The organism is Helicobacter sp. 11S02629-2 (assembly GCF_002272875.1).
GTDB lineage: Bacteria > Campylobacterota > Campylobacteria > Campylobacterales > Helicobacteraceae > Helicobacter_I.
On record NZ_MLAN01000002.1, the window covers coordinates 154740 to 175647 of the forward strand.

26 protein-coding genes and 1 other RNA gene are annotated in these 20908 nt (G+C 35.5%); 22 read left to right on the top strand and 5 right to left on the bottom strand.

The genetic code is table 11. The features are described from left to right. The first annotated feature begins 17 nt into the window (after positions 1-17). Genes BKH40_RS02060 through BKH40_RS02105 form a run of 10 tightly spaced genes read left to right on the top strand, consistent with a single transcriptional unit; the run spans position 18 to position 6449 of the window. Entirely contained in the window at positions 18-572 is a 555-nt protein-coding gene (locus tag BKH40_RS02060; protein ID WP_143428445.1) for a prepilin peptidase, read from the top strand. Between the two features lie 10 nt (positions 573-582). Continuing rightward, positions 583-1596, top strand: a complete 1014-nt coding sequence (locus tag BKH40_RS02065; RefSeq protein ID WP_095276474.1) for an LptF/LptG family permease — start codon at positions 583-585, stop codon at positions 1594-1596. A gap of 1 nt (position 1597) precedes the next feature. Further along, positions 1598-2365, top strand: coding sequence for a tRNA pseudouridine(38-40) synthase TruA (locus BKH40_RS02070; protein ID WP_095276476.1), 768 nt, complete (start codon positions 1598-1600; stop codon positions 2363-2365). A gap of 30 nt (positions 2366-2395) precedes the next feature. Then, on the top strand, positions 2396-3124 hold the full coding sequence (locus BKH40_RS02075; RefSeq protein WP_095276479.1) for a hypothetical protein: 729 nt from the start codon (positions 2396-2398) through the stop codon (positions 3122-3124). Positions 3125-3142: 18 nt separating this feature from the next. Further along, positions 3143-3637 carry a flagellar basal body-associated FliL family protein gene (locus BKH40_RS02080; RefSeq protein ID WP_095276482.1) on the top strand — a complete coding sequence of 165 codons (495 nt, stop codon included), beginning with the start codon at positions 3143-3145 and terminating at the stop codon, positions 3635-3637. Next, complete coding sequence (locus BKH40_RS02085) at positions 3630-4205, top strand: RsmD family RNA methyltransferase (protein ID WP_095276484.1); 576 nt, start codon at positions 3630-3632, stop codon at positions 4203-4205. The genes BKH40_RS02080 and BKH40_RS02085 overlap by 8 nt, the downstream gene beginning before the upstream one ends. A gap of 9 nt (positions 4206-4214) precedes the next feature. Beyond that, on the top strand, positions 4215-4769 hold the full coding sequence (locus tag BKH40_RS02090) for a flagellar basal body-associated FliL family protein (RefSeq protein ID WP_095276486.1): 555 nt from the start codon (positions 4215-4217) through the stop codon (positions 4767-4769). A gap of 21 nt (positions 4770-4790) precedes the next feature. Then, entirely contained in the window at positions 4791-5270 is a 480-nt protein-coding gene (gene coaD / locus BKH40_RS02095) for a pantetheine-phosphate adenylyltransferase (protein WP_095276489.1), read from the top strand. 3 nt (positions 5271-5273) lie between these two features. Then, positions 5274-5846 (top strand): dTMP kinase, encoded by a 573-nt coding sequence (gene tmk, locus BKH40_RS02100; protein ID WP_095276492.1) that lies wholly within the window; start codon positions 5274-5276, stop codon positions 5844-5846. Positions 5847-5858: 12 nt separating this feature from the next. Then, positions 5859-6449 carry a phosphoribosyltransferase family protein gene (locus BKH40_RS02105; protein ID WP_095276495.1) on the top strand — a complete coding sequence of 197 codons (591 nt, stop codon included), beginning with the start codon at positions 5859-5861 and terminating at the stop codon, positions 6447-6449. A 91-nt stretch (positions 6450-6540) separates the two neighbouring features. Here BKH40_RS02105 and BKH40_RS02110 read toward each other — a convergent pair whose 3' ends face one another. The 3 genes from BKH40_RS02110 to ssrA all read right to left on the bottom strand — a co-directional run bounded on the left by BKH40_RS02110 (position 6541) and on the right by ssrA (position 7882). Beyond that, on the bottom strand, positions 6541-6921 hold the full coding sequence (locus BKH40_RS02110) for a hypothetical protein (protein ID WP_095276498.1): 381 nt from the start codon (positions 6919-6921) through the stop codon (positions 6541-6543). Positions 6922-7099: 178 nt separating this feature from the next. Continuing rightward, positions 7100-7303 carry a hypothetical protein gene (locus BKH40_RS02115; protein ID WP_095276500.1) on the bottom strand — a complete coding sequence of 68 codons (204 nt, stop codon included), beginning with the start codon at positions 7301-7303 and terminating at the stop codon, positions 7100-7102. A 197-nt stretch (positions 7304-7500) separates the two neighbouring features. Continuing rightward, positions 7501-7882, bottom strand: a transfer-messenger RNA (tmRNA) gene (gene ssrA / locus BKH40_RS02120). Between the two features lie 307 nt (positions 7883-8189). Between ssrA and BKH40_RS02125 the strand changes: the two genes are divergently transcribed. Both BKH40_RS02125 and BKH40_RS02130 read left to right on the top strand, forming a co-directional pair. Beyond that, a complete protein-coding gene (locus BKH40_RS02125; protein ID WP_095276502.1) occupies positions 8190-8684 on the top strand; it encodes a ferritin in 495 nt (164 codons plus the stop codon). A gap of 222 nt (positions 8685-8906) precedes the next feature. Then, positions 8907-10076 (top strand): glutathionylspermidine synthase family protein, encoded by a 1170-nt coding sequence (locus BKH40_RS02130; protein WP_095276504.1) that lies wholly within the window; start codon positions 8907-8909, stop codon positions 10074-10076. Positions 10077-10272: 196 nt separating this feature from the next. On the opposite strand, the gene BKH40_RS02135 is transcribed toward BKH40_RS02130, so the two are convergent. Both BKH40_RS02135 and BKH40_RS02140 read right to left on the bottom strand, forming a co-directional pair. Beyond that, positions 10273-11256: a HoxN/HupN/NixA family nickel/cobalt transporter gene (locus BKH40_RS02135; RefSeq protein ID WP_143428446.1), complete on the bottom strand. Its 984-nt coding sequence runs from the start codon at positions 11254-11256 to the stop codon at positions 10273-10275. 576 nt (positions 11257-11832) lie between these two features. Then, a complete protein-coding gene (locus BKH40_RS02140) occupies positions 11833-13131 on the bottom strand; it encodes an O-acetylhomoserine aminocarboxypropyltransferase/cysteine synthase family protein (RefSeq protein WP_095276509.1) in 1299 nt (432 codons plus the stop codon). A gap of 178 nt (positions 13132-13309) precedes the next feature. Between BKH40_RS02140 and BKH40_RS02145 the strand changes: the two genes are divergently transcribed. From BKH40_RS02145 to BKH40_RS02190, 10 genes are all read left to right on the top strand, one after another. Further along, positions 13310-14227, top strand: a complete 918-nt coding sequence (locus tag BKH40_RS02145; protein ID WP_095276511.1) for a DnaJ C-terminal domain-containing protein — start codon at positions 13310-13312, stop codon at positions 14225-14227. Between the two features lie 3 nt (positions 14228-14230). Next, positions 14231-14590 (top strand): helix-turn-helix transcriptional regulator, encoded by a 360-nt coding sequence (locus BKH40_RS02150; protein ID WP_095276514.1) that lies wholly within the window; start codon positions 14231-14233, stop codon positions 14588-14590. A 20-nt stretch (positions 14591-14610) separates the two neighbouring features. Beyond that, complete coding sequence (locus BKH40_RS02155) at positions 14611-15813, top strand: replication-associated recombination protein A (protein WP_095276516.1); 1203 nt, start codon at positions 14611-14613, stop codon at positions 15811-15813. A gap of 100 nt (positions 15814-15913) precedes the next feature. Next, a complete protein-coding gene (locus tag BKH40_RS02160) occupies positions 15914-16648 on the top strand; it encodes a cytochrome c biogenesis protein CcdA (protein WP_257842476.1) in 735 nt (244 codons plus the stop codon). A 1-nt stretch (position 16649) separates the two neighbouring features. Continuing rightward, a complete protein-coding gene (locus tag BKH40_RS02165) occupies positions 16650-17849 on the top strand; it encodes an amidohydrolase family protein (RefSeq protein WP_095276522.1) in 1200 nt (399 codons plus the stop codon). Positions 17850-17881: 32 nt separating this feature from the next. Further along, positions 17882-18295, top strand: coding sequence for a nucleoside-diphosphate kinase (ndk, locus tag BKH40_RS02170; protein WP_095276524.1), 414 nt, complete (start codon positions 17882-17884; stop codon positions 18293-18295). A 25-nt stretch (positions 18296-18320) separates the two neighbouring features. Further along, entirely contained in the window at positions 18321-18707 is a 387-nt protein-coding gene (locus BKH40_RS02175) for a hypothetical protein (protein WP_095276526.1), read from the top strand. 2 nt (positions 18708-18709) lie between these two features. After that, positions 18710-18859, top strand: a complete 150-nt coding sequence (gene rpmF / locus BKH40_RS02180) for a 50S ribosomal protein L32 (protein WP_095227392.1) — start codon at positions 18710-18712, stop codon at positions 18857-18859. Further along, positions 18859-19878: a phosphate acyltransferase PlsX gene (gene plsX, locus BKH40_RS02185; protein ID WP_095276527.1), complete on the top strand. Its 1020-nt coding sequence runs from the start codon at positions 18859-18861 to the stop codon at positions 19876-19878. Before rpmF ends, plsX begins: the two co-directional genes overlap by 1 nt. A 7-nt stretch (positions 19879-19885) precedes the next feature. Next, positions 19886-20893 carry a beta-ketoacyl-ACP synthase III gene (locus BKH40_RS02190; RefSeq protein ID WP_180675086.1) on the top strand — a complete coding sequence of 336 codons (1008 nt, stop codon included), beginning with the start codon at positions 19886-19888 and terminating at the stop codon, positions 20891-20893. Positions 20894-20908: the final 15 nt, after the last annotated feature.

Genomic DNA, 20908 nt, shown 5'->3' on the forward strand with positions numbered 1-20908 from the left:
AAAGATAAAGCAAGATGATGTATATCTTATATATAGGGGTTAGTTTTATTATGGTTAGTCTAGCTACTAAGTACTATCATAGCTTATTAGATTCTAAACCTAGCTTATTTACCTATGTATTAAACGCCTTAGTTTGCATAGTCTTTTTTGATCTTTTTGGACATAGCCTTGCTTTGTATGCTTTGTTTTGTCTTTTTTATGTGCTTTTTGTGTTTGACTATAAATTCTTACTTGTGCCTAGTGTTTTAACCTATACAGTTTTTATCTTGGCTTTGAGCTATAGCTATATAGAAAGTGGTCTTAGCACACTTTATCTCCCACTAGCTATACTAGCAGCTGGGCTTTTGCTAAAAGTCTTATTTGAACAAGTGCTTCAAAGAAAGCTTTTAGGTAGCGCTGATATAGTAGTTATGGCTAGTCTTATGTCCTTGCTTTCTTTGCAAAGCTTTTTTTACGCCCTTATAATCGCTAGTTTACTTGGCTTAGCAAGCTTTTTACTACCTTGCTTTAGGGCTAAGAAAAAAGCACCTTTTATAAGTGCACTTTTTGTATCAACACTGATGGTTTTTTAAAAGAGGAAGCATGCTTAGACACTATGTTTTAAAGTCCATATCTCAGATGTTTTTCCCCTTCTTTTTTGTGCTATTTTTTATCTCAGTCATCATCTCGCTTATAACCATAGCAACTATTACTAATAATATTAAGATGGACTTACTTAGTCTTTTAACTCTACTTTACTACAGCCTTCCGGGTAGTCTTTTTTTTGTGGTATCTATCACTTTTGTGGCAGCTTGTATCTTAGGGCTTAGCAGGCTTAGCTATGATTCTGAGATGCTAGTTTTTTTCTCACTTGGCATAGGGGCTAAGCGGATAGTTTATATCATCCTTCCTATCTGCTTGCTTGCAACGGCTGTGCTTTTTATGTTTAGCTTTATCATGACGCCTCTTTCAAAAAACGCTTATAGGGACTTTTTGGTGCAAAAAAGCACTAGTGTTAATATCAACATAAAGCCCGGAGACACAGGTCAAAGCCTTGGAGACTGGCTAGTTTACGTAGATAGTAAAAATGATTCTAAATATAATGGCTTAGTGCTTTACTCCAACAAAGAAGCAGGCAAGCAAAGCTTCATCATAGCTAATAGTGGAGAAGCGCTTAATAAAAACGCAGTCTTTGAGTTAGAGCTTCAAAATGGAGAAGCTTACTTTAATGAAAACAAAAAAGCCCAAAAGATAGGCTTTGAACAAATGAACATAAGAAGCCCTATAGCTACAGGCTCACTTAGCAGTTATGACCTAGTTAGCTACTGGGTTAAGGCATTTAAGGGTGATAGCTCACAAGCTAGGCGTTTTTCTCAAGGCTTTGTAACTTCCCTCTTTCCTATAGCCAGCCTTTTTTTAATCCCCTTTTTTGGTATAAGGAATCCAAGATTTCATAAAAATCGCTCTTATCTTTACGTGCTAGGAAGCACTATAGTTTACTTCTTGCTTATGTATGGGCTATCTATGGAGTTACCCTTTGTGGGGCTAGCTTTACCTTTTGTGTGGTTTTTTGCAGGGCTTTTTTTATATATAAAATATATTAGGAAGGTCTACTAAGATGCACTATCTAAGATGTATCTTAAGTATAGATGGTTCAGAGTTTTTAGGCTCAAGCAAGCAGCCAAACCTTAAAGGTGCCCTAAACTACATAGAATCTAAGCTTAAAACACTAGGTATAAACACTCCTAATATCATAGCTTCTTCAAGGACTGATAAGGGAGTGCATGCCTTTTACCAAGTCTTGCGTTTTGAAGTAAGTAGGCTATATAAAGACTTAGACACTTTGAAATCTTTGCTAAATAAAAAGCTTTATCCTTATATGCTTATACATAGCTTAGATGAGGTAGCTAGTAGCTTTCATCCAAGGTTTGATGCAAGTGCACGCACTTATCGCTATGTCTTTAGTTCTAAGCTAATAGAGCCTTTTTATAACCGCTATATATCTATACTAGACTTTGGTGACTTAGAGTTAGCAAGAAAGGCTTGTAAGATATTTAAAGGTAGACATGACTTTCAAAGCTTTTCTAAAAGTGGCAGTGAGGTTAAAAACTATGAAAGAGAGATTTATCAAATCTTTATCTATAAAAGAAAGCTTTTTAATATGGAGCTTTTTATACTAAGCATCACTGCTAATGCCTTTTTAAGATCCCAAGTTAGACTTATAGCTAAGGCTATATCACTAGTAAGTCTAAAAAGACTAGACTTAGAATCTTTAAAGCTACAGCTTGATAATAAAGCAGCACTTAAAGACTGCATAAGAGTGTTAGCACCGCCAAATGGTCTATATTTGACTAGAATACACTTTAAAAACAAGCCTTTACTTTAAACATGCCTCTTATACAGCAAGGATAAAACTGTGACTTATAAAAATGACTTAGACTTTTTAAACGAAGAAGATCTTAAAGTGCACCTAATATGCAAGGATCCTTTTTTGTCTATAAGCTTTAGTTTTTATCTAAAAAGCATCTTAGCAACACTTGAAGACGCAGACTTAATCATCTCTGATATGCAAAAAGAAGAGCTAGAAAAAGAGCTAAGTAAAGATATAGAAAAAACTTTAGAGCAGTCTTTAAGCAGGCAAGATACTTCTTACTTACAAGAAGATAGTGACTTAAAAAAGCCACTGCCAGTTTGCTTTATTGGCAAAGATATATTAATCCCTTGTAGCGTTTATGGAATCTATATGCAGCTTCATGAGTTTTATATCAAGCATCAAGAAAGCTTTGCCAAAAAAGAAGGCCTTTTACAAGATAAAAGATCTTATGGTTATGCACTTGAAGGAAGGGCCAGTGCTAAAAGGTCTAATGATAGGGAACTTAAGCAGTGGCATAGACTTGATTCTAAGCTAGAAGATAGAGTGGATTCTAAAGTTAGGCAGACTAAAAAGTCAGGCTTTGAGCTAGGTGAAGTTGGCAGTTTTAATAAGGAACAAAAAAAGCTTGATATAGAAAAGTTAAAAGATATTGAAAGCTTGCTTGAAAATGCAAAAGGTGAAAAAAGCGATCATGTAAACAGACTTGTAGAAGAGTTTATAGAAAAGCTAGCTAGTATCGCCAAAGAAGATACAAAGCCTAAAAAGAACTAAGCGTAAGAAAGATTTGTAATGAATAAAAGACCTATCATAGTTTTGGTGATATTCATCATCGTTTTAATCATCATCCTAGTCTTGCTGTTTCTTTTTTATAAGCCTGCAAAAAATATAAGTGGGAATCTAAAAGCACAAACCTCTCAAACTAGCATGGAAACTAAGTCTCCTAGCAAGATAGATATACTAAAAACTGCTAAGTACTTATATGTTTTTAAAACGCCTTTTGTAGTTGACTTAAGAGCTAGCTTGCCAAATACAGCGCCTTTAAAGCTTAGATTAAAGCTATCTTTTGTATTAGAAAATAAGCAGTTAGCAAATGAGCTAGATACAAAAGAAGCCATCATAAGAGAGATAGTAAGTGATACTGCAAGCACTTTTACTCCAAGTGAAGTAGAAGGCGTTATAAATAGAGACAATCTTAGAAATGCCCTTAAAGCTAAGATTAACCAAGTATTAGAAGATGGCAAAGTGGAGTATGTAGTCTTTGAAGGTTTTAATATAGATGCATAGTTTTGTGATAAGACAAGGAAGCCTTAAGGGACTAAAACTTTTTTTTGAAGCAAATCTTACCACAAGGCCTACTAAGTCGCGCGTTAAAACCTCTCTTATGGACAAGCTTAGGAATCTTGAAGCTAGAGATAAGATGTGTTTTATAGAGTGCTTTAGTGGGAGTGGGCAGATAGGTTTTGAAGCCTTATCAGTTGGCTTTGGAGAATGTGTCTTTTTTGAAGTAGATAAGCTTGCTTATGCAAACTTAACTAATAATATAAAGCTTTGCAAGACACGCTTCCCAAAAGTTGCCATAACTAGCTTTCAGACTTCTTTTTTAGAATCTAGAAATATTTTAAAGACTATAAAAAAGCCTTGTTTACTCTATCTTGATCCACCTTTTAGTATAAGGGAGGGCTTTAGTGATATCTATGAAAGCACGGCTAAGTTTTTAGATACATTAAAGCAAGATATAAACGTAACTTTATGTATCTTAGAGTTTAATACCGATATTGACATAGAGCAGTTTTTTAATATAGAGAGTAAAGCTAGCTTTGGAAAAACAAGCCTTGCTTTTATAAAACCTTAAGGAGAAGATATGGCAGATGAAGTGAAAAAGAACTCAAAGAAGGGAACTACTGTACTGTTTGCAGTACTTGGCGTGCTTATAGTTATATTAATAATAATAGGCATAGTGGCATTTTTCTTCATGGGCAGTAGTGATAAGGATGAAAGCACAGCACCTCAAAACGTAGTAGTTTTACCTTCTCCCAACGTAGCAACACAGATTAATGCAAGCACTGAGTACTATAAAAACCCAGCAGCCATCTACAGCATGAAGGCAAAAGATGGAATCATCGTTAACTTAAAGCCTTCAAGAAGTGATGAGCAAGTAGGGGGCTATCTAAAAGTGCAAGTCCAATTAGTTCTAGATAACACTAAGGGGATGAATGAAGTTAGCAGTAAAGATGGAATCATAAGTGACTATATAAACAGCATCCTTTCTCAATACACCGCAGCAGAGATACAAGAAAGTAAGAATAAGCTAAAAGCAAGGGCACAAATCATAGCTAATGTAAACACCATACTAACTACCACTAGGGTACAAGCAGTTATCTTTGAAAGCTTCACTGTTCAGCCAGCAGGCTATTAAAAAAACTAAGAGGCTAGCAATATGAAAAATGCCATCTATCCGGGGACTTTTGACCCTTTAACTAACGGGCACGTAGATATCATCAAACGAAGTATAAGCATGTTTGATAAAGTAGTTTTAGCTATAGCAAAAAGTGAAAGCAAAAGTCCGCTTTTTAGTCTAGAGCAAAGACTAGAGATGGCACAGGCTGTAACTAAAGACATGCCAAAAGTTGAGTGCATAGTCTTTGATGAACTGCTAGCAAGCCTAGCTAAACATAGAGGCATAAACATCATTATAAGAGGCTTAAGGGTAGTAAGTGACTTTGAGTATGAACTCCAGATGGGCTATGCTAATAACTCTCTTAATCCAAGTCTTGATACTATCTATTTTATGCCTACTTTACAAAACGCCTTTATAAGCTCTTCTATCGTAAGAAGCATCATAACGCATGGGGGCAATGCTAATCATTTACTACCAAGTGAAGTTGCCACTTATATACAACAACATCTAAAGAAGTAGACAGTGACTTATTATGTCTTAGAAGGTATAGACTGTGTGGGCAAGTCTACTCAGATAGGCTTACTAAAAAAAGATGAAGCTTTTAAAGAGGCTACTTTTATAAGTGAGCCAGATAGCTCTCCACTAGGAAGCATGGTAAGAAAAGAAATAGAATCTAAGTTAGATCACAAAACTATGTTTTTACTCTTTCTAGCTAGTAGGGCGGCTTTGTTTGCAAAGCTTAGAGATAGCAACCCAAGTCTTGTCATAAGTGATAGAAGCCTAATCTCAGGTATAGCCTACTCAGAACTACCGCTAAAAGAAGCCCTAAGCCTGAATCTTTTTGCTACAAGTGATGTGCTACCTTCAAAAGTGGTTTTTTTAAAGGCTTCAAAAGAAGTACTGGAAGCTAGGCTTAGTGGCAAGAAACAAGATTCTATAGAATCTAAAGGCTTAATGTTTTTACTAGATGTGCAAGCTAGGATAGAAGAAACACTAAGACTTATAGAATCTAAAGGCGTTGCTATAAAAATACTAGATGCTAGTCAAACACAAGCTGCCCTTAGTGCTAGTATAAAAGAGTTTTTTAAGCCCTGAGGCATAGGACTGATGAGATGTATTGGCTGTTCTAAAGTTAGCTTAGCACTGCTTTGTAGGACATGCATCGCTAATCTTTCTATACTTCACTCCCAAAGGAATCTTGATTCAACTAGGATTATAAGTAGCTTTGCTTACTCTGAAGCAAGGGAGTTTTTGCTAAGTAAGTACTCCTTACTTGGATCTAGAATCTACAAAAAGCTAAGCGAAGTAGCACTTAGTGCTTTTTTTAAAACTTATAGCGATTTGCTAGATATAGATAGAAGACATACTGCCATTATCGCTGTTGATTCTACGCTTAAGGGTGCTTACTCTCACTCAAGCATCATCGCTCAAGGCTTTAAGCGCTATGGCTTTAAAGTCGCAGCTAGTGCTTTAGAATCTAAGGCAAAAAATGCTAACTTTTTTCATCTTCTAAGTGCTAATGAAAGGGCAATGGCTAAGCGTGAGTTTAAGCTAAGGGAAGATTTTAAGTTTGATTCTTGCATACTAGTAGATGACATCATAACTACAGGGGCTACTTTAAAAGAAGCTATAAGTGTAGTTAAAGCAAGTGGAGTAAAGGTGCTTTTTGCTTACACACTAAGTGATGCAAGGTATTAAGAAGTTTGCATGGATAAAAACTAGTCTGCTATTAAACATATAAAGTAGTGGCATGTTTTTTATGCAGCTCATCTAATCTAAGAGTGCGTTGCTATATCACTATCCCTAAAGTCTCAGCGTACTTTGTAGGCAAAGGGATAGGCTTATCTTTAAAGTAGAGTTTTATGACTGTGTCTATCCACTCTCTTGAAGTTTGTATACTCTCATAGTAAAGTAAGGACTTTTGGCTATCTAGCTTTTCTATCCTATATCCTGTTACTCTAACTTTTAAAGGCTCACTTTCACCTTTTAACTTTACTTCTAAGTCTATGGTTTTAGCTGTGCTATCTAGATTTAGCTTTAACATCTTTTCTATCACTCCTTTAAGTTTAGATTCTATTAGCATGCGTGTGATTTTTTCTAAAGCACTGTCTTTTATACTAGTTGGTATTATGGCAACACCAGCTTTAAGACAAAAGTTTACAAATCCCATTTTTTAATCCTTCCATCTATATAATCTTTTAAGGTGAAATTTTCACATAAAGCACCTCTTCTTCATAAGCCGTATTAGTAAAAAGTGCTAGCTTAAGAAATATTTATAAATTTTAAAAACTAGCACTAGAAGTAGGGTGCTTCTAGTTTAAAGGAGGACTACTTAAAAGGAGGCTTGCTTAGTGTCTAGCTTTGCTAAAAAGTGCATCTACTAAGTCAAAGACTTTAGTTTTGATACTACTATCTTTTTCTAGTTTAGTGCCACACTTTGGGCAAGTTGCATGTTCCATCACACTAGCTTTGGTAAGATGGCGAGGGTGTACCATCTTTTTATAGCCACACTTTGGGCATCTTCCTTTATACGCTTTTTCTTTATTTGACATAAGATATCCTTGTTAAGAAAGCCTAGTTATTAGACTTAAAAATATAAAAGGCAAAAATATCACTTGAAATCTTAGTGGTTTTTGCATGGCAAAGTGTTATCTTTTATCTTAAAGATAAGTTTTTATATAGATTTGAGTAGTTTTGTGTGCTAAAAAGAAAGTGCAAAAAATAAGGTAGTTAAAGCTTTGCTTTATAATGGTGGAGCTGTGGGGAATTGAACCCCAGTCCGAAAATCTTCCCTTATATAAACCTCTACATACTTAGGATAGTTTTTAAAGTTACTACCTTTAAGTTTTAAAAACTGCCCGAAAAAGAAGGACTTAAAAGTAGGACAAGTAGTCTTAGCTTCTTAGCTTTTGTCTGATCTAAGAAGAGCCGCTAAGCTAAGGTTATGGTCTTTAGGTCACACTTAGCAGATGAGATAAAGACCAGCTCCGGGTGTTAGTTAAACCTAGGCTACTTTTGCGTAGGCTGGAGCGTAGTTTGCATTGTTTGCATTTATGTTTGGTGATAGTGACAGATATCAGCTGGTATGCAATTTATATTAAAAAATTCCCGTCGAAAGCCAAGACAGCCCCATGAAGTAGATGGCTTTTAGAATCTGCTACTTAAAGCAGTCTCTCTCTTTTTTAAAAAGCCTTTTATTCTAGCACAAGATTCTAAGATTTAGCGGTTATCCTAAAATGAGAATATTATTAGCACTTGATGACATCATCTTATTGTCATTATTAAATGAAGTATGATTTTTATAATATTTGGAAAAAATTTCTTACTTTATAAAAAAAATAAGAAAATAATAATAAAAGTATTGACTTATTATTATTTTATGACCTATAATGAGACAACCTTTTAAAGGGTGCTATCCAAAAATATAAAGGACACATTATGTTACAAAAAGAAGTTATAAAAGCTCTAAATGACCAAATCGCTAAAGAAATGTTTGCCTCAAACCTATATCTAAGCATGTCTTCATGGTGCTATACAAACAAACTTGAAGGTGCTGGTAAGTTCTTATTTGAACACGCTCAAGATGAAAGTGAACACGCTAAAAAACTAATGAAGTACCTCAATGAAACTGATACAGAAGTTGAGATTCAACAAATCGAAAAACCAGAAAACAAATTTAAATCTTTACTAGATGTATTTGAAAAAACTTATGAACATGAACTAAAAGTTACAGCTTCAATTAATGCTTTAGTTGATTTAACTCTTGCTAAAAAAGACCACTCAACTTTCAACTTCTTACAATGGTATGTTGCTGAACAACACGAAGAAGAAGCACTATTTAGAGGTATAGTTGATAAAATCAAACTAATAGGTGAAGCAGGCGATAGCATGTACTTTGCTGACCAATACCTTGGCTCACTAAACGCTCACTAAGCCTTTAGAATCCTTAAGTCTAAAAGTGGCTTAACCCACTTAAGCTAAGGCATAAACTAGATTCTAGTCAAGAATCTAGACTTATAGCCTAGCTTTTATCTACTAAAACATTTTTACTTTTTTACTTTCTAACTTACCTTTTTTAAATCCATCCAACTTGCAGTTATAAACTTAAGTTTTAGATAAAATTTTCATCAAAACTACAAAGTAAGGACTTAAAGCATGGATATAAGCAAGATAAAGCTTTTTACTAAAAGCGAGATGGAAAGCTTAGGGCTTAGCTGGCATACTGATATCGATGGAAGCGACTATATAAGTGATGAGCTAATACATGTTAGTCAAAAAGAAGCAGATTCTTACTATGACGCTTGTGAGGAACTTTACTCCATGTATGTAGAAGGTGCAGAGCATGTTATAGCTAATAATCTTTTTCACGACCTTGATATACCAAACGCACTTATAGCCCCTATCATTCAAAGCTTTGAAGAAGATATACACTGGCATATCTATGGGCGGTTTGATCTTGCCGGTGGGCTTGATGGTAAGCCTATAAAGCTTTTAGAGTTTAACGCTGATACTCCTACTAGTTTGTATGAGACTTCAAGTCTTCAGTGGGGGCTTTTAAAGTTTAATGGCATGGATGAAAGCTTGCAGTTTAATAATATCTACCAAGCAATTAGCGATAACTTTAAAAGACTTATAACGCTAGATTCTGACTTAGAAGAGTTTGAAAGGCTTTATGAAGGCTGGCGTATGCTTTTTTCAAGCATAAGGGGCAGTGATGAAGAAGAGATAACTGTGAAGTTTTTGCAAGACTGTGCAAGGCACGCTGGCTTTGAGACAAACTTCTGCTATGTGGATGAGGTGCAGTTAGATTCTGCAGAGGGGACTTTTTTTAACGATGAAAACTATGAGTTTTGGTTTAAACTCATCCCTTGGGAAAATATAGCCATAGATGAGCCAGAGCTAGCAGCAATAATGGCAAACATGATGGATAATAAAAATACGATTTTTATAAATCCAGCCTACACAGTGCTTTTTCAAAGCAAGCGTATGCTTAAAATCTTATGGGATCTTTTTCCTAATCACCCGCTTTTACTTCCTGCAAGCTATGAGCCTTTATCAACTAAGCAGGTTTTAAAACCTAGCTTTGGCAGAGAGGGTAATAATGTCCAGATTTTAGATGCTAATAAAAGCGTGATAAAAGCAAATGATGGAATCTATGCTAATCATAAGCCTTTATATCAAGAGTTCTATGAGCTTAATGAAAGTGGTGGTAACTTTTATCAACCTCAAGTTTTTTATGCCTATGAGCCTTGTGGACTAGGCTTTAGAAAAGGATCTCTTATAATGGATAATTACGCTAAGTTTGTAAGTCATATCATAAAGTAGTCTATGTTAGTCTAAGAGAGAAGATTAACTCTTCTAGGCAAACTTGTTATGCTATTTTAGTTTTTGTGATTGCTACTTTGTTATACGCTAGGCCGCTAAAGCACTCTAGTGTATAACTAGCAAGTCGCCTTAAAGGCGATCTTATCTAAGCTAGGATTCTTAGATACTAGATCTAGCTTAATTTTTGGCTTGCTTTTTAGTTTGCCCTTTTTGCCCTCATCCTCCTTGCAAAAAACATCCATATCAAAACAAAGAGTATCAAGATACCTATGCCCATAGGTGCCATGACATTACCCACTATATCCATAGTCCTTGCAAAAGCATCATCTCCAGTAAAGAGTGAGATTAGATTAAAGATTTGCATTATCCCAACTACAAAAGCTAAAGTCACTGACACGCTAAGCATGCTAATGTTGTATTTCATACGTTTTAAAGTACCTATAGTACCCCAGCTGTAAATCCCAACCATCAAAAGATTATCTATAGTATCTAGTAATGTCATACCAGCAACAAAAAGAAATGGGAAAATCATAATAGCCCAAACTGACATATGGCTTTGTGCCCCTGCAAAAGAGATTCCAAGCAGTCCAACTTCAGTAGCTGTATCAAAGCCTAGTCCAAACAAAAAGCCAACTATATACATCTTATAAGACTTATCTATCTTGCTAAAAAGTCTATATATAGCCCTTGATATGAAACTCCTCCCTTGATAGGGCATATGCACTTCAAGTGGCTTACCAGCTTTGCACTCTTTGTACTGATGTACTGTATTTTTAAGTGTGTAGAGGTTTACAAAGCCAAGTCCAAGTAAAACTACTGCAGAAGTAAGTGTACCTATGATGCCGCCAACATCTGAAAAAGCCATAACTTTATCTTTTAAGGCAAGACCAGAAAGGGCAAGTAAAAAGCTAGCTACTACAACTATAGTTGAGTGTCCCATGGAAAACATAAGACCTAAATACCTTGGATTCTTATTTTGTGATATAAACTTTCTAGTCATATTATCAATTGCTGTTATATGGTCTATATCAAAAGCGTGCCTTAGACCGTAGCTATAAGCTAAAGCACAAGTTGCCAAAATCGTCCAGTTACCAGCAAATACTATAAATGCAAGCACTAGCATCACTATGTTAAAGATTATAAGTCCTGCGACTTGTGGAGTTTTAAAAAGCTTTCCCATGGTATGTATCTCACCTCTTTCTTGTATTAAGTAAGCAATCAATGCTTAATGTATTATTGTTTATTGAACATTTGCCTTTTTTTGCATAGGTTTACGCGTTGACATTGTAATATAAAACGACATGCATTCTTATTATTAAGATTATTTTTTTATGAGATTTTGAATAAAAATTTTACGCATAAAAGATGATATTAAGTCTAAAATCATCACAAGGTTTATTTAGGGGCTTTTAAGTTTAAAAAAGCACCATTTTTTTGCATCATGTGCTTTGAGTGTAAAAGTGTGATGTGGCGTAGTAGATATTAAAAAACTTTTCTAGCTACATAGAATCTAGTTTTTTATGATTCTATATTCCAACATTTTCTTTTTTGTAAAATATTATTTGCAAGCTCTTTTTAAGCAAAATAAGACTTTGGACACGCAGCTTCTTTGAAAAAGGGGGATTAATACCCCTCTTTTTTTTGCACCAAGAAACAAGCAAGAATGCACTTTAGTTTAGAAGACATGCTTACTTATAAGTTGTTATCTTATTGATAGCTGTATGCAAAAAATAATAGCTTTTAAATTGATACAAGACTATTTTCCTAAAGCTTCTTCTAAGTCCTCTTTTAAGTCTTTAAAGTCTTCTATGCCTATGCTTAGTCTTATGAGATTAGGCAAGATTCCAACTTCTTTAAGTTCAGATTCACTAAGTTGAGAGTGCGTAGTTGAAGCAGGATGGACTATTAAAGATTTTGTATCGCCTATGTTTACTACTATACTAAAGATAGAAGTGCTATCAACTACTTTTCTTGTCTCTTCTTCACTTCCTTTATATACAAAGCTTACAAGACCACTTGAGTAGCTTTTATAAAAGTACTTTTTAGCTAAGGCATGGTATCTATCAGATTCTAAAGCAGGGTAGCTTACACTTTCTACTTTTGGATGGGAGGCTAAAAACTTAGCGATTTTTAGGGCATTTTTAGAGTGCTTTTTTATCCTTAAAGCTAAGGTCTCAAGTCCTTGTATCACAAGCCAAGCGTTAAAAGCACTTAGTGTTGCTCCTATGTCGCGAAGTAAGGCTATGCGGATTCTAAGTGTGTAGTTTGGCAATGGCACGCTTGTATAAACTAGTCCGTGATAGCTAGAATCTGGCTCATTAAAATGTGCATATCTAGGGTTGTCTTTTATAAGTTCATTTAGCCCTTCCCTTTCTATCACAGCACCTGCTAGGACGCTTCCTTGACCGCTTATATACTTACTTAGTGAATGAGTTATAACATCTACTCCATGCTTGAAAGGATTACAAAGTATAGGAGTTGCTACGGTGTTATCAGCTATGGTTATGACTTTATGCTTTTTAGCTATGGAGGTTAAGGCTTCTATGTCAGCAACGGCTATTTGTGGGTTGCTTAGGGTTTCAAAAAAGATAGCCTTAGTCTTAGAATCTATCTTAGATTCCAAAGTGCTTAAGTCATCTATATCAAACTCTATGGCTTTTATGCCAAAGCGTTTTAGCGTGTGAAAAAGAAGCGTTGTGCTTCCTCCATAGATCTTATTAGCCACTAAGACATTATCCCCACTGCCAGCTAAGTTAGTTATTGCATAAAATAAAGCAGCCGACCCACTAGCAGTAACTATACTTGCAGCCCCACCTTCAAGGACGCTTAGACGCTTTTCTAGCACATCACAAGTTGGGTTAGTAAGACGCGAGTAGATGTTACCTAGCTCTTGTAAAGAGAAGCGATTACTTGCTTGAAGGCTAGAATCAAAAGCATAAGCAGTTGTTTGATAGATAGGCACACTCATAGTTTGCTGGCTATCTTTGTCATAGCCAAAGTGGATGGCGTTAGTTTGTTTTCCTAGTTTTTTATTACTTGATTGGTTAGTACTCATGCTTTGTCTCCTTGTGGTTGTGATATGAAAACATTATATATAAAAAAGTATAATTACAATATGTGTTTTTATAAATATGCTTAAAATTTTTAAAATTGATACCTAAAGACTAACTAAAGTTACTAAGCTTACGCTAAACTTTCATCATAAAAATGACTAAAAATCTAAAGGTGAATGAATGGCTAAGAGTTTATATGAGACACTAGAAGTAAGTGAAAATGCAAGCAGTGATGAGATAAAAAAAGCCTATAGAAAGCTTGCACGTAAGTATCACCCAGATGTTAACAAAGACAAAGATGCTGAAGAAAAGTTCAAAGAGGTTAATGCTGCTTATGAGATCTTAGGCGATGAGGAAAAAAAGAAACAGTATGACGCTTATGGAGATTCCATGTTTGGGAATCAAAGCTTCCAAGACTTTTCAAGAAGCCAAGGAGGAGCAGGGTCTGCAAGCTTTGATGACATATTAAACAACCTCTTTTCAGGTGGCTTTGAAAGGGGAGGAAGAGGAGGAAGAAGTAGCTTTAGCTTTGGAGGAAGTGGCTTTGACTTTGGTGGGGGCGGCTTTGGTGGGGGCGGCTTTAGTGCGCAAAATATGGAGCGTTTAAATGTAAATGCTGAGCTTTTTATAGATATACAAAGAGCCCTTGTTGGTGGTAAAGAGACTATACAAGTAGGCGAGCATAGATTTGATATAAAAATACCTACTGGGGCGATGGAGGGCACTAAGCTTCGTGCAAAAGGCAAGGGTAGAACTAGCAATGGCATGACAGGAGATGCCATCCTTACTTTGAAGTTTAATCCAAGTGATAAGTATAGGGTTGATGGACTAGATGTTTATATGAACTTTGATCTAAGCTTAAAAACTGCCCTCTTTGGTGGCAAGATAGAAATAGAGCTTCCAACAAAGTCAGTCAAAATGAAGATTCCAGAAAACACAAAAAATGGCCAAAAGTTTAAGATGAAAGGGCTTGGTTTTGTTAACTCAAAAATAGCCCAAACTGGTAATATATACCTAGTAGCAAACGTACTTTTGCCAGATATAAACTCTTTAAGCCTAGAACTAAAAGAACTTTTAGAAGCTGAATTAAAGGATTAAGCCATGCAATCATATGAAGAACCAGTCTATCTAATAAGTGTCGTTGCTAAGATTTTAAAAATACACCCTCAAACTTTAAGACAGTATGAAAAAGAAGGGCTTGTCTTACCTTCAAGAACACAAGGCAAGATGAGACTTTATAGTCAAAAAGATATGGATAAGATAAAAACTGTCCTTAGACTAACGCGTGACATGGGCGTTAACCTAGCAGGGGTTGATATAATCCTACGCCTTAAAGATAGGCTAGATGAGCTAGATGCACTAAACTCAGAGCTTAAGGCTAAAGGCTTTAGTGAAGGCACTAAAGGCATAGAAAATAACATGAGTTCTTATGAGCTAATAGTTATTAATAAAAAATCTTAACCTCCTTAGTTATAAAGCCTATGAACCTAGCCCTAGACCTAAGACCTAAAAACTTAGAATCTTTTATAGGGCAAGAGCATTTACTTGGTAAAGATAAGCCCTTAAGACTGATTATAGAATCTAAAAATATCCCTCATATGATATTTTTTGGGCCGCCCGGGGTTGGTAAAACTAGCCTAGCTAAGATTATAGCTAGGGAGTTAGATGTACCTTTTTTAAGCCACAATGCAACTAATTTTAAGCTTGATGCTTTAAAAAAAGACTTATCTTCATTTGAACTTGGGCTTTTTAAGCCTTTAGTTTTTATAGATGAGATCCATAGGCTTAATATTACTCAGCAAGAGTTTTTACTTCCTCTTTTAGAAAATAATGAAATCCATCTACTAGCTGCAAGCACGCAAAATCCCTACTTTGCTTTATCCGCTGCCCTTAGGTCAAGAAGCCTACTTTTTGAGTTAAAGCCGCTAAGTTCTAAAAATATAGAATCTATATTAGAAAATGCACTTTTGCAGCAAGATGCTAAGTTTGCAAACCTAGAAGGGATAAAGCACTGGATAGCAGAGCATGCAAATGCTGATGCTAGGTTTGCTTTAAATCTTTTGGAAGTAGCTATAAATATGAAAGAACATGCAAGTGTAGAATCCTTACAAGAGATAACTAGTAATATGCTAGGAGTTAGGGAAGATAATGTCCACTATGATCTAATTAGTGCTTTGATAAAGTCTATTAGAGGGAGTGATATAGATGCTAGTATCTATTATCTTTCACGCATAATTAATGCTGGAGAAAATCCTGAGTTTATAGCAAGACGACTAGTAATACTTGCTAGTGAAGATGTGGGTAATGCCAATCCAAATGCACTTAATCTTGCCAACTCAACCATGCAAGCAGTAAGTAAGATAGGCTATCCTGAAGCTAGGATCATCCTCTCTCAGTGCGTCATCTACCTAGCTAGCTCACCTAAGTCTAATACTGCTTATAAAGCCATAGACTTAGCACTAAGTGATACTAAAAAAGATTCCACTCCTGTGCCACTTCACATAAGAACTAATCCCATAAACTATAAATACCCACATAACTTTGGTGGCTATGTCAAACAAAACTATCATAATGGCAAACACTATGTTAGTCTTAGTAATATAGGCTTTGAAAAGACCTTGCAAGACTGGCTAAGCAGTATAAAAAATAATTCAATTGAGCAAAAATCTAAAAAAAATAAGTGATAATGGTAATTAAATAATGACGCATTAAGTGTGTTTAACTTTTAAATATCTTTAAAAGTTAAACTCTAAAGTTTGTAATAAAATATCACGGAGTGTCCACTTGCAACAAGTATTAAGCCAAATGTTTGAGCATTTACCAGTATTAGCTAGTTTTTTGGGTGGGATATTAATGTTTTTAAGCCCTTGCATCCTGCCTCTTATCCCTTCGTATATGTCTTATATATCTGGTGTTGGACTAAGTGATACTAAGCACTACTCTCATAAGAAGACCTTAACCTCTGCTATCTTATTTGTCATAGGTTTTAGCATAGTGTTTTTCTTCCTTGGCCTTGCTATGATAAACCTCTTTGAAAACATTTTTAGCTACCACATAGTGCGCTATATATCTGGTGCTATCGTTATACTTTTTGGACTTCACTTCTTAGGACTTTTTAAGTTTAAGTTCTTATACAAAACTAAACAGCTTAATCTTTCAAAGCTTGAAAACAACAAAGCACTCCATATCATCATGCCTTTAATTTTTGGCATAGGCTTTGCGGCTGGCTGGACTCCTTGTACTGGACCAATCATAGCTGCTATTACATTTTTAGCTGCGGCTAATCAAGCAGTGGCTATAGTTTCACTTGTAGCTTTTATCATAGGTCTTGCTATACCATTTTTAGTACTAGCACTCTTTTTGGATAAGGGCTTGCAGGTTGTAAGAAGACTAAAAACTTACATGAAGGTTATAGAGATAGTTGCAGCGATATTTTTAATAGTTGTTGGAATCTTAATCATACTAGGCAAGATAGAAGTCCTAGTAGCATTGATAGAAGAAGGTATTGGAGGATTTTAAAATGCTTTTTAAAGGTGCAAACGTCCTAGGTAAAGAGGGCTTTAAGACACAAGATGTCTTGGTTGAAGAAGGCAAGATAGTTGAAGTTAGCACTAATATAGAATCTAAAGGAGAAGTACTTGAGTGTAAGGGCTTAGCCCTTTTGCCAGCCTTGCTTGATGTTAATATCTTGCCAAAAGATTCTACTTTGAACTCTAAAAGTCTTCTTCGCACTTCGCAAAAAGCACTAAAAGGAGGAGTAGGGAGTATATTTTTAAGTCCAAATACAAGCCCAAGAAATGACACAGAAGCTATTAACGCTTTAGTTAGTAACGTCAGTCAAAGCGAAGCTATAAACATCTTTTCTTTAATCCCAGCCTTTAATGAAGAAGACAATCTAAACGATATAAGTATCCTCTACTCAGGCAATCCAAAAAGTGCCATCTATGTAGAAAGCGATGTGGAATCTAACCTCTTATATCAAGCTTTTTTATATGCTAAGATGCTGGATTTACCGCTAATAGTTAATGCTTATGATACTCACATGGAAGTAGGGCTTGCTTATGAAAGTCCTTTTATAAGAAGTCTAGGGCTTGGAGAGATAAGCTTTTTAGGGCAACTAAAAGAGATAGCAAAGATCGCTCAGATGGCTGAGTTTTTAAAAGTAAAAGTACTTTTTAGTGCGTTTAATGTGCCAGAAGGCTTTAAGATTTTAGAAAAAAGCAAGTATCTTTTTTCACAAGTCCCCTTGCCTCATCTAATCTTTGATGAGACTAATCTTAATGACTACGACACAAGATATAAGCTGAAACCACCTTTGCTTCCAAAACATGAAAAAGAAAAGCTTTTAGGGCACTTAAAAGATGCTTATATGCTAACTAGTTTGCACAGCACAGTAAGCTCTCATCTTAAAAATCAAGTCTATGATGACGCAAAGGCTAGTTTTGACTGCATAGAGCACTACTTTGGGCTAGCTTATACTTTCTTGGTAAAAAGTGGAATCTTAAGCCTGCAAGACCTACTTACTAAGACTTCTAAAAATATCTCAGACTTTATGGGGCTTAATAAGGGTGAGATAGCTGTAGGCAGGGATTGCGATTTTATGCTAGTTGATTTAGATTCAAGCTATAAGGTAGAAAATCAAGCAAGTCCGCTTGATGGCTTGGAGATTTTTGGAATTATTAAATATATGGTTGTTGGGAAACACATTTCTAAGATATAATCTTTAGCTTAATTTTAAACATAAGGAATGCCATGCAAAGAACATTATCTATAATAAAGCCAGATGCAGTTAAAAAAAATGTAGTTGGGAAGATAATAAGTAGATTTGAAACTAATGGACTTAAGATTGCTGCTTGCAAAAAAATCTTTTTAAGCGCACAAGAAGCAGGGAAGTTTTATGGCGTGCACAAAGAAAGACCATTTTTTAAAGACCTAGTAGAGTTTATGACTTCAGGTCCTGTAGTAGTTATGGTTTTAGAAGGTAAAGATGCTGTTTCTAAAAACCGCGAGCTTATGGGCGCTACTAATCCAAAAGAGGCAGCCCCTGGCACTATAAGAGCAGACTTTGCAGAAAGCATAGATGCAAATGCAGTTCATGGAAGTGATAGCTTAGAAAATGCTAAAACTGAGATAGCTTTCTTTTTTGCAGAATCTGAGATATTTTAGTTCTAGGTTATAAAAGGCATTAGCTATGCTTGAGTTTAGAAAGATAGGCAAGACTAAAAAAGAAGTCGACTATAGACTAGATTCTAATAGTGCTTCTTTTTTAGATCCACTTGAGAGTGTGAACTTAAAAGGGGAGATATTTTTTGATGAAGGCACAAAGCTAGTAAAGTTTGAAGGCGAGTTTAGCGCAACGCTAAATTTAGTGTGTGTTAGAAGTGGCGAAGAGTTTATAAAAAATATAACAATTCCTTTAACTCTTTACATTTCAGATGGAATCTATGATTCTAAAGATAGTAATAATGAGTATATTTTGGATATTATAGAATTTTTCAATGGCTATGTAGATTTAAAAGAAATTTGTCTAAGCGAAGTTGAGTCTATAAGACTTGACTATCATATAAAAGGAGAATAAAAATGGCAGTACCAAAGAGAAGAGTTAGTAAAACAAGAGCAGCAAAAAGACGTACTCACTATAAAGTAACTTTAGCAAAGCCTATCAAAGATAAAAATGGTAACTGGAAGTTGCCTCACTTCATCAACCCTGTGACTAACAGCTATAAATAATGCTTACTATTTCCATAGATGCTATGGGTGCTGATAATGGTGTTTTACCCATAGTCTTAGGACTAAAAGACGCTATTAATCATAAAGACTTTAAAGCAGTACTTTGTGGAGATGAGAAGTTAATAAAGCCACTACTAGATTCTAACCTTAGTTCTAGCAAGCTAAGTAAGATAGAAGTTGTACATACAGATGACTATATACATCTAGATGAGCCAGCAAGTATCGCTATTAAGAGAAAAGAAAGCTCTATATATAAAGCAGTTTCTCTTGTAAAAGATTCTAAAGCTGATGCTGTAGTTTCTTGCGGTCATAGTGGTGCTACTATGAGCTTGGCGACACTTTTGGTTGGTAGGATAGATGGCGTTAATAGACCTGCGATTTGTACTTGCATGCCTTCTATTACAGATAAGCCAAGCATTATCTTAGATGCTGGGGCTAATACTGACTGCAAGCCTAACTACTTAGTAGACTTTGCTATTATGGGCTATCAGTATGCAAAGCAAGCACTAGAGTATAAAGACGTAAAAGTAGGCCTTCTTTCTAATGGCGAAGAAGACACTAAGGGTAATGAACTCACAAAAGAAACCTTCAAGCTTTTAAAAGAGTATCCATTCTTCATAGGAAATGTAGAAGGTCCAGATATCTTTAATGGCAAAGTTGATGTTGTAGTTTGTGATGGTTTTATGGGCAACCTTGTCTTAAAGGCAAGTGAAGGCGTAGCAGGAGCTATTTCTACTATACTTAAGCAAGAGATCAAAAAGTCTTTTTTTAGAACGCTTGGTGCAGGTCTTATGAAAGGTGCCTTTAAGGCTTTAAAATCAAAGGTTGATTATGCTGAGTATGGTGGGGCACCGCTTTTAGGTGTTAAAAAGCCAGTGATTATAAGTCATGGCAAGAGTAATGCAAGGGCGGTTGAGTGTGCTTTATATCAAGCTATGAAAACTTGTGAAAGCAATACTTGCTTACACATACAAGAAGCCTTTGTTGAAACAAATTTAAAAAGAGATGCAATTAAATAGGATTGGAATTATGAATTACGCAAGTATAAAGTCCATAGCCTCTTATGTACCAAAATATTGCGTAGATAATAATTATTTTAGTGATTTTTTAGAGACAGATGATGAGTGGATAACTAAACGCACGGGTATAAAAACCCGCTACTTTGCTAGCAGCGAAGAAAAAAGTAGTGATCTTGGACTAAAGGCTAGCTTAAAAGCTTTAGAGAGGGCAAATCTGAGCCCTAAAGATATAGACTTAGTTATCTGTGCGACTTTAAGTCCAGACTATGTAAGTATGCCTTCAACTGCTTGCATCATAGCTGAGAAGCTTGGTCTAAAAAGCACACCAGCTTTTGACGTAAGTGCGGCTTGTACTGGCTTTATCTATGCTTTAAGTATGGCGAGGGCTTATATACAAGGTGGTGTTTATAAAAATATCTTAGTTGTTGGAGCTGAAAAGATAAGCTCAGTACTAGACTTCACTGATAGAAGCACTTGTGTGCTTTTTGGTGATGGTGCAGGGGCAAGTGTCATCTCTAAAAGTGAAAAACCCGGAATCTTAGATGTGCATATAAACTCAGATGGAAGCTATGCTAACTCTTTAAAAACTCCAAGACTTGGATCAAAAAGTGATAATAAGCTTTTAAGCGAGATCTTGCCAAGCCATGAAGATAAAAAGCAAGCCCTTCATATGAATGGCTCTGAGATCTATAGACTAGCAGTTAGAAATATTACTAATAGTGCAAAAGAGATTCTAAGTACTAATAACTTAGAAGCAAAGGATCTAAGCTACTTTGTACCTCACCAAGCAAACCTTAGGATAATTCAAGCCGTAGCTAATGCACTAGATTTGGATTACTCTAAACTGATATTAACAGTCCAAAAGTATGGCAATACTTCAGCAGCAAGCATACCTATGGCGATAAATGATGCTTATGAAGAAGGCAAGCTATCTCAAAAAGGTCAGCTTATATTGCTAGATGCTTTTGGAGGGGGTCTTACTTGGGGAAGTGCACTTTTTTACACTGACTTTTAGTTGTTTTAATCTAGC

Bases quoted from the DNA above. Each gene is read 5' to 3' on its own strand.
- BKH40_RS02060 (WP_143428445.1), top strand. From the start codon at position 18: ATGTATATCTTATATATAGGGGTTAGTTTTATTATGGTTAGTCTAGCT.
- BKH40_RS02065 (WP_095276474.1), top strand. From the start codon at position 583: ATGCTTAGACACTATGTTTTAAAGTCCATATCTCAGATGTTTTTCCCC.
- BKH40_RS02070 (WP_095276476.1), top strand. From the start codon at position 1,598: ATGCACTATCTAAGATGTATCTTAAGTATAGATGGTTCAGAGTTTTTA.
- BKH40_RS02080 (WP_095276482.1), top strand. From the start codon at position 3,143: ATGAATAAAAGACCTATCATAGTTTTGGTGATATTCATCATCGTTTTA.
- BKH40_RS02085 (WP_095276484.1), top strand. From the start codon at position 3,630: ATGCATAGTTTTGTGATAAGACAAGGAAGCCTTAAGGGACTAAAACTT.
- BKH40_RS02090 (WP_095276486.1), top strand. From the start codon at position 4,215: ATGGCAGATGAAGTGAAAAAGAACTCAAAGAAGGGAACTACTGTACTG.
- coaD (WP_095276489.1), top strand. From the start codon at position 4,791: ATGAAAAATGCCATCTATCCGGGGACTTTTGACCCTTTAACTAACGGG.
- BKH40_RS02105 (WP_095276495.1), top strand. From the start codon at position 5,859: ATGAGATGTATTGGCTGTTCTAAAGTTAGCTTAGCACTGCTTTGTAGG.
- BKH40_RS02110 (WP_095276498.1), bottom strand. From the start codon at position 6,921: ATGGGATTTGTAAACTTTTGTCTTAAAGCTGGTGTTGCCATAATACCA.
- BKH40_RS02115 (WP_095276500.1), bottom strand. From the start codon at position 7,303: ATGTCAAATAAAGAAAAAGCGTATAAAGGAAGATGCCCAAAGTGTGGC.
- BKH40_RS02125 (WP_095276502.1), top strand. From the start codon at position 8,190: ATGTTACAAAAAGAAGTTATAAAAGCTCTAAATGACCAAATCGCTAAA.
- BKH40_RS02130 (WP_095276504.1), top strand. From the start codon at position 8,907: ATGGATATAAGCAAGATAAAGCTTTTTACTAAAAGCGAGATGGAAAGC.
- BKH40_RS02135 (WP_143428446.1), bottom strand. From the start codon at position 11,256: ATGGGAAAGCTTTTTAAAACTCCACAAGTCGCAGGACTTATAATCTTT.
- BKH40_RS02140 (WP_095276509.1), bottom strand. From the start codon at position 13,131: ATGAGTACTAACCAATCAAGTAATAAAAAACTAGGAAAACAAACTAAC.
- BKH40_RS02145 (WP_095276511.1), top strand. From the start codon at position 13,310: ATGGCTAAGAGTTTATATGAGACACTAGAAGTAAGTGAAAATGCAAGC.
- BKH40_RS02150 (WP_095276514.1), top strand. From the start codon at position 14,231: ATGCAATCATATGAAGAACCAGTCTATCTAATAAGTGTCGTTGCTAAG.
- BKH40_RS02155 (WP_095276516.1), top strand. From the start codon at position 14,611: ATGAACCTAGCCCTAGACCTAAGACCTAAAAACTTAGAATCTTTTATA.
- BKH40_RS02165 (WP_095276522.1), top strand. From the start codon at position 16,650: ATGCTTTTTAAAGGTGCAAACGTCCTAGGTAAAGAGGGCTTTAAGACA.
- ndk (WP_095276524.1), top strand. From the start codon at position 17,882: ATGCAAAGAACATTATCTATAATAAAGCCAGATGCAGTTAAAAAAAAT.
- BKH40_RS02175 (WP_095276526.1), top strand. From the start codon at position 18,321: ATGCTTGAGTTTAGAAAGATAGGCAAGACTAAAAAAGAAGTCGACTAT.
- rpmF (WP_095227392.1), top strand. From the start codon at position 18,710: ATGGCAGTACCAAAGAGAAGAGTTAGTAAAACAAGAGCAGCAAAAAGA.
- plsX (WP_095276527.1), top strand. From the start codon at position 18,859: ATGCTTACTATTTCCATAGATGCTATGGGTGCTGATAATGGTGTTTTA.